Source organism: Micromonospora sp. DT233 (genome assembly GCF_049841815.1).
Taxonomy (GTDB): domain Bacteria; phylum Actinomycetota; class Actinomycetes; order Mycobacteriales; family Micromonosporaceae; genus Micromonospora.
On the sequence record NZ_JBNCLB010000005.1, the window covers coordinates 410,349 to 423,626 of the forward strand.

12 protein-coding genes and 1 pseudogene are annotated in these 13,278 nt (G+C 74.8%); 7 read left to right on the top strand and 6 right to left on the bottom strand.

The genetic code is table 11. The features are described from left to right. Positions 1-66: 66 nt before the first annotated feature. Both ACLQ2V_RS15575 and ACLQ2V_RS15580 read left to right on the top strand, forming a co-directional pair. On the top strand, positions 67-1,338 hold the full coding sequence (locus ACLQ2V_RS15575; RefSeq protein WP_425719180.1) for an Ig-like domain-containing protein: 1,272 nt from the start codon (positions 67-69) through the stop codon (positions 1,336-1,338). A 300-nt stretch (positions 1,339-1,638) separates the two neighbouring features. Then, positions 1,639-1,983, top strand: a pseudogene (locus ACLQ2V_RS15580) (STAS domain-containing protein); the annotation flags it as partial. Positions 1,984-2,476: 493 nt separating this feature from the next. Here ACLQ2V_RS15580 and ACLQ2V_RS15585 read toward each other — a convergent pair. The 3 genes from ACLQ2V_RS15585 to ACLQ2V_RS15595 form a co-directional block, all read right to left on the bottom strand. Further along, the gene (locus tag ACLQ2V_RS15585; protein ID WP_425719181.1) at positions 2,477-2,845 is read right to left on the bottom strand and encodes an FKBP-type peptidyl-prolyl cis-trans isomerase; all 369 of its coding nucleotides are present in this window, start codon (positions 2,843-2,845) and stop codon (positions 2,477-2,479) included. Positions 2,846-3,046: 201 nt separating this feature from the next. Beyond that, entirely contained in the window at positions 3,047-3,619 is a 573-nt protein-coding gene (locus ACLQ2V_RS15590) for a hypothetical protein (protein WP_425719182.1), read from the bottom strand. A 506-nt stretch (positions 3,620-4,125) separates the two neighbouring features. Then, on the bottom strand, positions 4,126-5,268 hold the full coding sequence (locus ACLQ2V_RS15595) for a DICT sensory domain-containing protein (protein WP_425719183.1): 1,143 nt from the start codon (positions 5,266-5,268) through the stop codon (positions 4,126-4,128). Between the two features lie 176 nt (positions 5,269-5,444). Here ACLQ2V_RS15595 and ACLQ2V_RS15600 point away from each other — a divergent pair, with 176 nt between their 5' ends. Further along, on the top strand, positions 5,445-6,335 hold the full coding sequence (locus ACLQ2V_RS15600; protein ID WP_425719184.1) for a DUF2726 domain-containing protein: 891 nt from the start codon (positions 5,445-5,447) through the stop codon (positions 6,333-6,335). A gap of 475 nt (positions 6,336-6,810) precedes the next feature. Here the strand turns inward: ACLQ2V_RS15600 and ACLQ2V_RS15605 are convergent, their stop codons facing one another. Both ACLQ2V_RS15605 and ACLQ2V_RS15610 read right to left on the bottom strand, forming a co-directional pair. Continuing rightward, on the bottom strand, positions 6,811-7,158 hold the full coding sequence (locus ACLQ2V_RS15605) for a histone-like nucleoid-structuring protein Lsr2 (protein WP_425719219.1): 348 nt from the start codon (positions 7,156-7,158) through the stop codon (positions 6,811-6,813). A gap of 148 nt (positions 7,159-7,306) precedes the next feature. Next, entirely contained in the window at positions 7,307-7,948 is a 642-nt protein-coding gene (locus ACLQ2V_RS15610) for a response regulator (RefSeq protein WP_425719185.1), read from the bottom strand. A 116-nt stretch (positions 7,949-8,064) separates the two neighbouring features. Here ACLQ2V_RS15610 and ACLQ2V_RS15615 point away from each other — a divergent pair, with 116 nt between their 5' ends. The 4 genes from ACLQ2V_RS15615 to ACLQ2V_RS15630 all read left to right on the top strand — a co-directional run bounded on the left by ACLQ2V_RS15615 (position 8,065) and on the right by ACLQ2V_RS15630 (position 11,368). Then, positions 8,065-8,826 carry a sensor histidine kinase gene (locus ACLQ2V_RS15615; RefSeq protein ID WP_425719186.1) on the top strand — a complete coding sequence of 254 codons (762 nt, stop codon included), beginning with the start codon at positions 8,065-8,067 and terminating at the stop codon, positions 8,824-8,826. Between the two features lie 131 nt (positions 8,827-8,957). Then, positions 8,958-9,824 carry a manganese catalase family protein gene (locus ACLQ2V_RS15620; protein ID WP_425719187.1) on the top strand — a complete coding sequence of 289 codons (867 nt, stop codon included), beginning with the start codon at positions 8,958-8,960 and terminating at the stop codon, positions 9,822-9,824. A 69-nt stretch (positions 9,825-9,893) separates the two neighbouring features. Continuing rightward, on the top strand, positions 9,894-11,105 hold the full coding sequence (locus tag ACLQ2V_RS15625; protein WP_425719188.1) for a putative manganese transporter: 1,212 nt from the start codon (positions 9,894-9,896) through the stop codon (positions 11,103-11,105). 20 nt (positions 11,106-11,125) lie between these two features. Continuing rightward, positions 11,126-11,368 (top strand): hypothetical protein, encoded by a 243-nt coding sequence (locus tag ACLQ2V_RS15630; protein WP_425719189.1) that lies wholly within the window; start codon positions 11,126-11,128, stop codon positions 11,366-11,368. Between the two features lie 184 nt (positions 11,369-11,552). On the opposite strand, the gene ACLQ2V_RS15635 is transcribed toward ACLQ2V_RS15630, so the two are convergent. Beyond that, positions 11,553-13,271, bottom strand: a complete 1,719-nt coding sequence (locus tag ACLQ2V_RS15635; protein WP_425719190.1) for a DEAD/DEAH box helicase — start codon at positions 13,269-13,271, stop codon at positions 11,553-11,555. Positions 13,272-13,278: the final 7 nt, after the last annotated feature.

The following is a 13,278-nucleotide window of genomic DNA, read 5'->3' on the forward strand; positions in this document are numbered from 1 at the left end:
CTGCGCCGCGCGTGTCGTCGCCCCGTACAGAATGTGACCAAGGGACAAGGGAATGGGGTGCGGAATATGAACGTGAGTCGGCGACTGGCCTTGTTGGCGGTAACCATCGCAGCCACACCGCTGGCCCTGGGCGGGTGCACCGCCGAGCGGAAACCGGCCGCCGGGGCGGCCGAACAGGTGGCGGCTGCGCCCACGGTCGAGCTGACCCCCGGTGACCGGGCCCGGGACGTGCCGGTCAGTGCCGAGATCGGCACCAGCGTGACGAACGGCAAGGTCAGCGCCGTGCGACTCACCGACGACAAGGGCCGGCAGGTCGGCGGCGAGCCCCGGCAGGACGGGTCGAGCTGGGTGCCCGCCGAGACCCTGGCCAACGGGCGCACGTACACCGCAGAGGTGACGGTGGCCGGCGACCAGGGGCGGACCACGACCCGCACGACCACCTTCACCACGGCGTCGAAACCGACGAAGCCGGCGATCACCAGCACCCTCTACTTCGCGGGCAACCAGACGTACGGTACGGCGATGCCGGTGACGGTGGCCTTCGAACCGGGCGTGCCGAAGGAGGCGCGGGCGGCGGTGCAGAAACGGCTCTTCGTCCGCACCGATCCGCCGCAGCCCGGCACCTGGTCGTGGCTGGACGACGGCAGCCAGGCGTACTACCGGGCCCCCGACTTCTGGCGGCCGGGGACCACGATCGACGTCCGGTCGGCCATCGAGGGCCTGCCGATCGGCAAGGAGTTGATGGGCGACGCCGACCGCAGGGCGACCTCGAAGATCGGGCGACAGCTCGCCCTGGACATCGACAACGGCACGAAGCAGATGTCGGTGTTCCGGGACGGCAAGCTGGTCCGCCGCATCCCGGTCAGCCTCGGCAAGCCGAGCACACCCAGCTCCAGCGGCAAAATGGTGATCATGGAGAAGCACGAGCGGACGACGTTCGACACCCGGGGTGAGCCCGACGGCGGGTACGTGGTCGACGTCGACGACGCGCAGCGGCTCACCTGGGGCGGCGAGTTCATCCACTCGGCCCCGTGGTCCGAGGGCGACCAGGGGTCCACCAACGTCTCGCACGGCTGCGCCAACGTCTCGGCCACGGCGGCCGACTGGCTGATGGGTTTGACCCGCGTCGGAGACCTGGTGACGGTCAAGGGCACGGAGGTGCCGCTGGCGGCCGGCAACGGCTGGACGGCCTGGAACGTCAGCTGGGACGCGTTCGCCAAGGGCAGCGCGCTGCCCGTCCCGGCCGGGCTGCGGCCCAGCCCGCACGTGCCTGCGCAGCCGGGTGTCGTGGCGGGCGGCAGCTCACCCGCGCCGGCCCCGTCGGCCAGCGGCGGCTGACCGGAGCCTCTGGGGAGGAACGGCCGGCGGGACGGTTCGTCGCGGCAGCGCGACGGACCGCCTCGTCGTCCGGTCGGCTCCCGCGTCCGGTCGGCTCCCGCGTCCGGTCGGCTCCCGCGTCCGGTCGGCTCCCGCGTCCGGTCGGCTCCCGCGTCCGGTGGCGCTCCCGTCGCGGGGCGGCGCCCCCGTGCCCCGGCTCAGGGTGGAGCCGGGGGCACCCCGAGGGGCAGACCCCGGATGTACCCGGACTCACTCCCGGGCGGGGCGGAATTGTCGGTGGGCGGGGCTAGATTCAGGGCTATGCGGCAGCAGGCGAACGATCGATTCCACGTGCAGGTCGACGTGGGTGACGACGTGGTGGAGATGCGGGCGACCGGTGAGGTCGACATCGCCACCGTCGGGGTGCTGCGTGCGGCGCTCTGGGCGGCGCCGACCCGGCCGTTGCTGCGGCTCGACCTCTCCGGCGTGCGGCTGCTCTCCGCGGCAGGGGTGCGGGCGCTGGTCGCCGCGCACCGCCGGATCCGCGCCTGCGGCGGCGAGCTGGTGCTCGTCGACCCGACGCCGATGATCGCCAGGGTGTTGCGCGTCACCGGTCTGGACCGGGTCATCCCGGTGCGGCGGAGCGCCGACGCCGACTTGCCCGTCCCGGCCCCGCTCGTCTCCGCGCCCCACGTTCCGGTTCCGCTCGTTTCCGTCCCGGCAGCCCGCATCGTGCCCCGGGTCGCGTCCGTCACGGCGGGGCTGGCGTCGCCCGTGGGGCGCGACGCGTCCGGCGTCCTGCCGGCCGGTATCCACCCGAAGGCCGTCCCGGCCGCCGCAGCGGTGGAAGCGATCGGTGGCAGCGAGCTTGCGGTCGTGCCCGAGTCGAGGCTCACGTCGGTGGAGCCCAAGGCCACCTCGCCGGAGTTGCCCGCGCCCCGGCCGCTGGCGCATGCCCTGGGTTCGCTGGTGCCGGTGGCGGAGGCAACATCCGCCCCGTTGCTGGCCTGCGCCTGACGCTGACTCATGCCAGCCGGATCCCGGGGTGCGCCCCGACGGCCGGGTGCGGGTGGACCGGCGACACCGTGGGATGGCGCATCGGCCGGCTGGGCGCGCCCCGGATTCGGGGTCGCCGGCCGCAGCCGACGACCCCGCCGAGTCAGCGGACGCCGAGCAGGTCGACGACGAAGATCAGGGTCTCGCCCGGCTTGATGAGGCCGCCGGCGCCCTGGTTGCCGTATCCGAGGTGCGGCGGGATGGTGAGCTTGCGTCGGCCGCCGACGCGCATTCCGACCACGCCCTGGTCCCAGCCGGAGATGACCCGACCGGCACCCAGCGGGAACTCGAACGGCTCGCCGTGGTTCCACGATGCGTCGAACTCGCGGCCGGTGGAGTGGGCCACGCCCACGTAGTGCACCGTGGCCCGCTGGCCGGTCCGGGCCTCCTCGCCCGCGCCGACGGTGAGGTCCTCGATGACGAGATCGGCGGGCGGTGCGCCCTCGATCGGGCCAATCTCGGGTCTGTCCATGGCGACGCCTCCTGCTCGCTGTGCGGATCCTGCCGTAGCCGTCGATCCTGCCGGATCGTGATCCGCCGATGTCCGGCGGTCCCGCGCTGCCCCGCCGGGCCCGCCGGCCAGCGGCGCGAACGGCCGGTGGGCGCACACGGCCGCGGCGGGCGTCACCAGAAGGTGACGCCCGCCGCGAGTGGCGCAGGTGGCGCCGGTCGGCTACTGCAGCCAGGGGAGCCGCTGAACGATGGGCAGCCGCTTCCAGACCTGGCCGAGGCCGAGGGTGTCACCGGCGGCGGTCAGGGCGAGCAGGGCCAGCAGCCCGGCGTTGATCAGGTGGTCGTCCATGAAGGGGTTGGTCGACGGCGGGAGGACGGCGGTCCACATCATGACCATCAGCAGGCCACCGGCGATGGCGGCGATCCGCAGGCCGATGCCCAGGATGAGGGCCGTACCGATCGCGGCAAGACCGATCATGAACAGCCAGTCGGCCCAGGCCGCGCCGGCGATGCCGGTGTAGAACCCCTTGAACGGGCCGGCCGTGCCGTTGGCCAGGAAGCCCTTGGTGGGGCTGCCCCCGTCGATCCAGGCGTTCTTCGCGGGGGTCGAGATGCCGAGGCCGAACGTCTTGTCCAGGAAGGCCCAGAGGAAGATCCACCCCAGGGCGAGCCGGAGTCCGGCGAGAACGTATCGGGTCGCCCGTCCCCGGGTGCTCCCGACCTCCCGGGTGGTCCCGCCCGCCGGAGCGGTGGGGGCGGCGGTGTGCTCAATCGTCGCGGTCATGCTGTCCACGTCCTTCCTTGCCTCGCACCGCGCTTCCCGGTGGCAAGGTCTATTGGATCTCAGCGCCGTCGTGCCGGTCAGGGCCGTTGGGTCCGCTTTCGGCCGGGACCTTCGGCCCCTGTCCGCCCCCGCAGACGGCCCCTGTCCGTCCCCGCTCACGGGGGCGGGCGGCACCTGGCCGGCCCGGTACGGGCGCACGTTCCGGCAGAACCTACCCGCAGCGGTCGGTGACCGCACGTGAAGAACGGGCCGGTACGGCTGAGCGGCCGGCGGCGCGGACGCCTCAAACGCCGACGCTCCGCGCCAGGTCAGCAGCGGTGCGGCCCCTCGGACGGTGACGGTCCGCACAGTGAGACGCCGGTCGCAGACCGGCGCGCGGGCGGGTGCGGGCGGGCGCGGCCGGGGGCGGCCGGGGGCCCGGACGAGCGTGGAGCGGGCCCGGACGAGCGTGGAGCGGGCCCGGACGAGCGTGGAGCGGCGGCCGGGTAGGGGCGGGGGCAGCGGTGCGGGCGGCGTTACGGCTGGCCGGCGGGCACCTCGGCCGTCTCCGGGGCCAGCCGGGCCACGGGGACGCCCTCCTGCACGGCCCACCCGACGGCGTGCCGGACGTCGCCCACGGGCAGCGGCCGGCGGGTCGTCACGGTGACGGCCGCGTGCACGGCGAACGCGACGAACGGGTACGACCGGGCCAGGCCGGCGACCGCCTCGTGCACCTGACCGGCCACCGTCACCGCCTGCTCCTCGGTCAGCGCCGGCAGGATCAGCAGGTACTCCTGGTCCGACAGGCGCACGGCCCGGTCCACCGGTCGCAGCGGGGCGGTCACCGCCCCGATCACCGCCTGCGCCTCCCGGGCCACGCTGCGCCGGCCGAAGCGCTCCGGCGCCCCGGCGGGCTCGTCGACCCGGACGCCGACCAACGCCACCGGCAGGGTGCCCGACGCGGTGATCCCGTCGACGCCCGTCCACCGGCGCATCCCCGGCTCGTCCAGCAGCGGGGTGCCGCCCTCGACCGGCCCTGCCTCCCGGCCCCGGTCGCCCGGCCCGTTCCCGCCGGCCCAGCGGGCCTGCGCGGCGTGTTCGGCGCGGGAGAACATCAACCGCAGCGCGGCCTCGGTGCGCGTCTCGCCGGGCGTCGCGGGCAGGTCGCAGACCCGGGCGAGCGCGTCGTCCAGGACGGCCCGGACCGTCTCGGGGAGCCGGTCGGCGAGGCGCCCGCGCAGCCGTACGACCTCGTGCAGCGCCTCGTCGCGGCGGAACCCCCACCGGCCGTCGAAGAGGCGGCCGGACTCCAGCGTGACGGCGGGCTGCACCTCCGCCCGGTCGTGCGCGACCAGCGCCGCGCCGAAGCGGGGGGTCAGGGCGACGACGCACCACTGGCGTGCCAGGTCCTCGTCCTCGTCGAGGCACACCCCGTACGCCCCGTCGGGCAGCCCGCCGGGACGCTGCCCGACCACCCCGACCACCGTCACGGCCGCCACGGCGGCGATCCGCTCGTAGACGGCCCGTTCCCGGTCGAAGTACGGCATCCGTTGGAAGAGCGCGACCACCACCAGCGGCCCGTCCTCGGCGGTGGCCAGGGCGGCGCGCTCGATGGCGTGGGAGACGGAGACGAGGCTGCGTTTGGTGAGGAGTTCCGGAATCCGTCCACTGTGCGGCACCCGCTGAGCCTAGAGAATCGCCCTGGCGACCGCATCCGCCGGTCCTCCCGCCGGGGGCCGTCCGGGCTGCGGCGGGCCGGTCGGCGGGTGGGCCGGCGCGAGTCGTACCGGCCGGTCGGGCTTGCGACCGACGACCTAGACTCGGCCGGTCGACGGCCGGACGGATGGACAGGCGGATGACGAGCACGGAGAGTGACGAGGGCCTGTGGCGTCCCGTCGCGGCGTCGGCCAATCGAGGCCCGCTCGTGGCCCGCGGCGGCCAGCTGGTCTACCCCGCGCGACGCCTCGGCGAGCTGCTGCACGGCCGGCCTCCCGGCGTCACCGGCCACCAGTGGAGTGCGGCCAGCCGGGAGGGCTTCGACCACGTGGTCTGTGCCGCCGCCACGGGTCGCCCGGTCTTCGTCGTCGAGGTCGGCCCGCCGACGTCGCCCGGCTCCGCGCGGCAGCGCGTCGAGCGGATGAAGAACGCGGTCTGCGCGGCCGTCGGCCTGCCGGTGCTGCGGATCGCCTCGCCGACCCTGCGGGCCGCCGACCACGGCCGCCGGATCGTCGAGTACGTCATCGACGCGCGCGGCTACGCCGACCTGCTGCGGGCCGAGCCGGGGTACGGCGACCCGGGGGAGGGCGAGCCGGTCGCCTTCCGGGACATCGTCGGCCGGCTGCCGGACGGGCGCACCGGTCAGGTCAACGACCTCGGCGCCCTGGCCCGGGTGGCCGCCGTCGAGGCGTACGTCTCCCGGCGGCTGGTCGACCCGATCGTGCGGGGTCTGCACGTGCGGTGGGCGGACGGCTCGGTCGAGGGCTGGAGCTGGGTGCAGGTGCGCCCGGACCAATGCCTGGTGGAACGGGTGTGGCTGTGGGAGCAGCGTTTCTCCTGCGGAATGCCGCCCGGTCGGTTCGCCGAGGATCTCGCCGCCGTGGCGGTGGGCGAACGGCTGCGTGGCCTCGACGGCGGCGAGCCGGAGCTCATTTCCCGTGAGCAACTCGATCGGGACGTCCGCCAACTGCGCCAGCGTCGCGGCGAGATGCGCGACGGCTTCGGCTTCGACCACCTCTGCGCGGACTGAAGCATTCGCCGGAGGTGCTCCGGACGCGGCCGCACCCGGGCGACGGTCGAGCCCGGCGCGACACCCTACCCGGCGCAAAATTTGCGTATCCGTGAACCTTTGCCGGCGTGCTTACGTCTGCTCGGCGGGAATGGGTGGCACCCTCCCACCCGGCCGACCGCCCGCCCGGGGGTATGGAAAGGGCATCGTCGGCAATCGACGCGCGGCGGGCCGGTCGTCGTGCCCCTCGCTGCCCCCTCCGGACCCGAATTCATCCGCCCGACCCCGCCGTGCCAGTCGGCCAGCGGATCGCCAGGCAGCGCAATTCGGCGGCCCGTACCCCAGCACGGGCAGACCGCGACGGCGCGGGGCGGTAAAACGCGCAGGCCCCGCACCGCCGCCCCCGCCGCCTGGCACCGGTGAACCGGGACCGAGGAACCGCCCGGCGCGGGACGGCGGCGGACGTAAGGCGGGGGCGAGCGGGCGAACTGCCAGCTCAGCGGTTCTTGTAGGCCTCGACGACCGACACCGGGATGCGCCCACGGTCGGAAATCTCGTAGCCGTTCTGGGTGGCCCATTCCCGGATGGCGCGGTTCTGCTCGCGGTCCATTCCGGAGACCGGGGGCCGGCCGGGACGACGCGCCGTGCGGGTGGCCTCGGCCGGACCACGGCCGATGCGCCGGCCGGCGCTGATGTAGGGGTCGAGCGCCTTGCGGAGGGTGCCGGCGTTCTCGTCGGAGACATCGATGGTGTACGCCACACCGTCCAGGCTGAACTCGACGGTCCGATCGGCCTTCCCGCCGTCGAGGTCATCAGTCAGAACAGTGATTACTTTCCGGGCCATCGCCATTTACTCCTCGTGTGGGGCGGGTGTGTTTAGAGTTTGACCTATCGGCCGGCAAATCCGCAAGAATATGCCCCGATTCCATTCGGCGCGTCGGGTTACGACCGATGGAATCCCGCTGGATCGGTGGAATTTGCTGGTTCGGCGCTCACTGTGCTAGCAGGCCGGCGTGCCCGGCCAGTGCGGCCGCCTCGGTCCGGTTCGACACTCGCAGTCGACGCAGCAGCGCCGCCGTCATCCGCTTCACGGTCCGCTCGGACACGTGCAGCTCCTCGGCCATCTCCACGGTGCTGCGCCCCGCCGCGATCAGTTGCAGCAACCGCCGTTCCCCCTGGTCGAGCCCGTTCGGCGCGGGCCGCGCGGACCCCAGCAGCGCGCGCAGCAACGGTGCCGGCAGCACGGCCCAGCCCTCCAGGACCGCCAACAGGGGCGGCAGCTGCTCCTCCGGTTCGCTGCTCTTGGGCAGGAACCCCTCGGCGCCGGCCCGCAGCGCCTCCAGGGCCGGCCCGGGGTCGTCCGCGCCGGACATGGCGACCACCCGCACCCGGGGGACGGTACGCCGGATCGCGGCCACCGCCCGGATCCCGCCGGGCGGGGGCATGTGCAGGTCGACCAGGACCAGATCCGGCTGGCAACGGCTGACCAGGCCGGCCGCCCCGGAGGCGTCCCCCGTCGTGCCCACCACCTCCAGGCGCCCGTCGGTCATCCTCGGCAGCAGCAGTTCCAGGCCACGCACGAACAGGGGGTGATCGTCGACGACGACAAGCCGGATCGCGGTGGGGCCGGGCATGCCTGTTCCCTTCCCGGCCGGGTACCGATCATGCGGGGTGCGTCGGGCGGGGACCGATCATGCGGGGTGCGGGGCGACACCGATCATGCGGTGTGCAGCGGGGGAGGGGCGGGCGGATGCGCGGACGGGGCGGGTTCCACGCGCGGCGGCGCGGGCCGCGGCCCGCCGCCGGCACCTGGGCGGGGCAGGTGGCCCTGCCGCCGACGGAGATCGACGCCGGGCTGCTGCTGCGGGTGCTCTGCCACGAGTTCCGTACCCCGGTCAGCGCGCTGACCTCGCTCACCCGGGCGCTGGCCGACGAGGCCCGCCCGCTGACGGGGGAGGACCGGCGAGCCGTCACCGCACTCGTCCGGGAGCAGGCCGCCCACCTGCAAGGGCTGTTGCGGGCGGCGACGGCCAGCGGCGGGGCGCTGGCCCTGGCCGGGCGGCCCGAGCCGGTGGCGGCGCTGGCACACGTGCTGCCGCCGGTGGTCGCCCTCGTGCCCGCGCACCGGGCCCGGCTGCGGGTGACCCTCGGGGCGGCCGGCTGCCCGGTGCCGGTCCGCCGTACCCGGCAGGTGCTGACGAACCTGGTGGAGAACGCCCTGCGGCACGGGCCGGCCGGCGGGGCGGTGGAGATCCGCGCCGCGCTGCGCGGGCGCGGGTTGAGCATCCGGGTCGCCGACGAGGGGCGGCTGACCGGCGCGCTGGTCGAGGCGCTGCGCCGCCCCGCCCCGGCGGTCGGCGCGCACGGGCTCGGGCTGTGGATCGTGCGGCACCTGGTCGCCTGCGACGGTGGGACGTTGCGGGCGCACCGGCTGCTCGGCGGCGGGGTGGCGCTGGAGGTGCTGCTGCCCCGGGTGGGCCGGCCCGGAGCGACCCCGCCCCGGCCAGGTTGACCCCCGAGCGCGGGCCAGGTTGACCCCCGGGAGGCGGCCAGGTTGACCCCCGAGGGCCGCCGGTTGGCCCCGACGGGTCGCCCGGCCGGGAACTGTCCCTCCGTCGGCCACCGTCACCGAGGGGGACAGAGATGTTCAGCCATGTCAAGGATCTGCAGTTCGAGGCCAAGCCGGACGGCCCGGACGCCGCCTTCGCCCGCCGCCTCCAGGAAGTCCTGGGCGGCAAGTGGGGCGAGATGACCGTCGCCAACCAGTACCTGTTCCAGGGGTGGAACTGCCGGCTGCCCGGCAAGTACAAGGACCTCTTCCTCGACGTGGGCACCGAGGAGATGGGCCACGTCGAGATGATCTGCACCATGATCGCCCGGCTGCTGGAGAACGCCCCGCTGTCGCTGGAGGAGGCGGCCGGCGAGCACCCGATGCTCGGGGCGATCTACGCCGGGTCGAACCCGGCGCACTTCATCCACGGCGGCGGCGGGGCCCTGCCGGTGGACAGCGCCGGCGTGCCGTGGAACGGCAACTTCATCACCGCCAGCGGCAACCTGATGGCCGACTTCCAGCTCAACGTGACCGCCGAGGCGCAGGGGCGGCTCCAGGTCTCCCGGCTCTTCGGCATGACCGACGACCCGGGCGTCAAGCAGATGCTGCGCTTCCTGCTGGCCCGCGACACCATGCACCAGAACATGTGGATGGCCGCGATCGAGCAGCTCAAGGAGGACGGCCTGGAGGAGATGCCGGTGCCGGACGCCTTCCCCGACTCCCAGGACTTCGAACAGTTCAGCTACACGTACCTGGACTTCTCGTCCGGCAGCGACGCGGCCGAGGGGCGCTGGGCCTCCGGGCCGAGCCCGGACGGCAAGGGCGAGTTCCGCTACGACCACAGCCCCCGCGCGCACGCCCCCGAGCCGGTGCTGCCCCCGGGCGACCCGCGCCTCTACGGCACGAACCCCGGCCTGGCCGGGGGTGTGGTCAACAAGGTCAAGAGCAAGCTCACCTGACCGCGCCGCGTCGGGCCGCCCGCGCCCGTGGGCGGCCCGAGCGCACCCGCGCTCCGAAGGAGGTGTGCCGTGACCGAACTCGTGCTCCGCCCGCTCGCGGACGCGTTCATGCAGGTAGGTGTCTACGTCGCCGTGATGGTGGCCTTCTTCGGCTGGTTGCGGTGGCGCTACGGCGACCGGATCACCGACGGCCTGACCAGCCGGCCGAGGCTCGGCCCGCTGGTCGGCGCGCTGCTCGGGGTGAGCCCGGGCTGCGGCGGGGCGATCGTGCTGATGCCCCTGTACGCCCGGGGGAAGGTCTCCTTCGGCACCGTCGTCGCGGCGCTGGCCGCGACCATGGGTGACTCGTCGTGGGTGGTGCTCGCCTGGAACCCCGGCTTCGCGCTCCGGCTGCACGCCCTGCTCTTCGCGGTCGGCCTGGTCACCGGCTACGTCGTCGACGCGCTCGGCATCGACCCCGCCCGCGCGCCCCGGCGTCGCCGCCCCGCCCTCGTCGGCGGCGCGGCCGCCGCACCCAGCGCCGCCGGGCCCGCGCGCGTCCCGGCCGGCGTCGCCGCCGCGTCCGCGAGCCCGCCGGCCGCCGCGTCCGCCGACGCAGCCCCCAGCACGCCGCAGTACGCCGGCCCGCCGCAGTACGCCCGCCCGGCCCGGCTGCTGGCCGCCCTGCGGCCCCCGGTGCCGGGCACCACGGCGTTCTGGGGGCTGACCACGCCCGCGTTCCTGGTCTCGGTGCCGGTGGTGTTCCAACTGGTCGACCCGGCCGCGTTGACCGGCGCGCTCGGCGGCGTCGACCCGTACCTGGCGCTGGGGGTGCTCGGCACGCTCACCGCCGGGCTGATCTTCGCCGCCGGGCGGGGGCGGCTGGCCGACGACACCCTGGAGACCGCGCAGAGCCGGTCCATCCGGCAGACCCTGCGGCACAGCGCCCACGAGGCGTCCTTCGTGACCGTCTGGGTCGCGGTGGCGTACGTCGGCTGGCAGGTGCTCACCGTCACGACCGGTTTCGACGGCTCGCAACTCGCCGTCACCGGCCTGCTCGGCGTGCTGGTCGGCGCCGCGATCGGGCTGGTCCCCGGCTGCGCGGTGCAGATCGTCTTCACCGGCCTCTACGTCAGCGGGGGGCTGCCGCTGCCCACCCTGGTCGCCAACGCGATCAGCCAGGACGGCGACGCCCTGATTCCGCTCGCCGCCCTGCGCCGGCACTCCGCCGCGCTGGCCACGGTGATCACCACCGTCCCCGCGGCGGTCGTCGGCGCCGCCGTGCTGGTCCTGCACGGCTGATCCCACCCACAGGAGGAGACATGGCACATCCTGCGAGCCCCGTCCCGCTGGGGCGTACCCGGATCAAGCTGGCGGTCTTCGCGGCGCTGGCCGCCCTGGCCGCCGTGACCGGGCTGCCCGGTCAGACCGTGGCCGCCCTCGCGCTGACCAGCCTGGCGATCCCGGTCGCGGTCGCCCTGGCCGGCGGGGGCGGCCTGCTGCGGGCCCTGCTCCGGCCGCCACCCGCGCGGCCCCGAGCAGCCGTCGCCCGCCAGGGCCACTGACCGCCCGAGCGGTCGCCGTCAGGCCCGGCCGCGAGGAGCTCCCGCAGCACGGCCGCCAGAGTCGTCGTTCACCCGGAGCGGTCGCCACCGACGCGGGCCGGCGACCGCCTCCGGGCGTGGACGGCCGGGCGGACCGCGCCGTCGTGATCGGCGGCGCGGCCGCCCGGCGACGGACGAGGAGCGCTCAGGGGCGGTCGCGGTCGCGGCGTACCGTCGTCTTGCGGCCCTTGATGGTGCTGCCGCGCAGCCCGGCGATCACCTCGTCGGCCACCCCGTTGGGCACCTCCACCAGCGAGAAGCGGTCGGCGATCTCGATCGAGCCGATGTCGCGGCCGTTGATCCCGGTCTCCCCGGTGATCGCGCCCACCAGGTCCTGCGGGCGCACCCCGGCGCGCCGGCCCAGGCCGATGAACACCTGCGTGGTGCCCCCCGTGCGGGGCCGCCCGGCCGGCCGGCGGTCGCCGCCGCCACCACGACCCTCGTACCCGGGGCGGGTCTCCCGCTGCGGGCGGACCGCGACCTGCGGGATCTCCTCGTCGTCGTCGTCGGCACCCGGCGACGTGGCCTCGTGCGCCAGCTTCACCGCGGCGAGGGCCAGCTCCACCATGTCGAACTCGTCGGAGAGCGACTCCACGATCGCCCGGAACGGCTCGAGGTCGTCCTCCAGCAGCGACTCCCGCAGCGCCGCCTGGGTCAGCTCCAACCGCCGGGTACGCAGGTCGGCCACCGTGGGGATCTTGTCGATGGCGATTCGTTGCCCGGTGACCCGCTCGATGGTCTTGAGCATCCGGTGCTCGCGCGGCTCCGCCAGGGTGATCGCCACCCCCTCCCGGCCGGCCCGGCCCACCCGGCCGATGCGGTGCACGTACGACTCCGGCGCCGACGGCACGTCGTAGTTGACCACGTGGGTGAGCTGCTCCACGTCGAGGCCTCGGGCCGCCACGTCGGTGGCCACCAGCAGGTCGGCGGTGCCGCCGCGTAGCCGCCCCATCACCCGGTCCCGCTGCTCCTGGCTCATCCCGCCGTGCAGCGCCTCGGCCCGGTAGCCGCGGCCGTTCATCGTCTCGGTGAGCCGGTCGACCTCCTCGCGGCTGCGGCAGAACACGATCGCCGCCGTCGGGGACTCCACGTCCAGCACCCGGCCCAGCGCCGCCGGCTTGTGCGCCCGGCTGACGATGTACGCGCTCTGCCGCACCAGGGGCGCCTCGCCGGCCACCTGCTGCTCCCGGCCGATCTGGATGCGCACCGGCTCGGTCAGGTGCTGCCGGGCCATCCCGTCGATGCGCGAAGGCATGGTCGCCGAGAAGAGCACCGTCTGGCGCTGCTGCGGGGCGTGCTCCAGGATCGACTCGATGTCCTCGGCGAAGCCCATGTCGAGCATCTCGTCGGCCTCGTCGAGCACCACCGTTGCCAGCTCACCCAGGCGCAGGGTGCCCCGGGCGATGTGGTCCAGCGCACGCCCCGGGGTGGCCACCACCACGTCCACGCCCATGTCCAGGGCGCGTAGCTGGCGGCCGATCGGCTGACCGCCGTAGATCGGCAGCACCCGGGCCCCTAGGTCCTTGCCGTACCGGTGGAACGCCTCGGAGACCTGCACCGCCAGCTCCCGGGTGGGCACCAGCACCAGCGCCACCGGGTCCCCGCCGGGCCGCCGTTCCGGCATCCGCTGCAACAGCGGCAGGGCGAACGCGGCGGTCTTGCCCGTGCCGGTGGCCGCCTGACCCAGCAGGTCCCGGCCCGCCAGCAGGGGAGGAATGGCCTCCCGCTGGATCGGGGTGGGCTCCTCGTAGCCGAGGGCGGACAGGGCGCCGAGCAGTTCGGCGCGCAGCCCGAGCTCCGTGAAGGGGCTCGCCTCGTCGGCGCTGCCGGGGGTGGGGTCGATCGGTGTCGGTGCGGAACTCATGCCACAA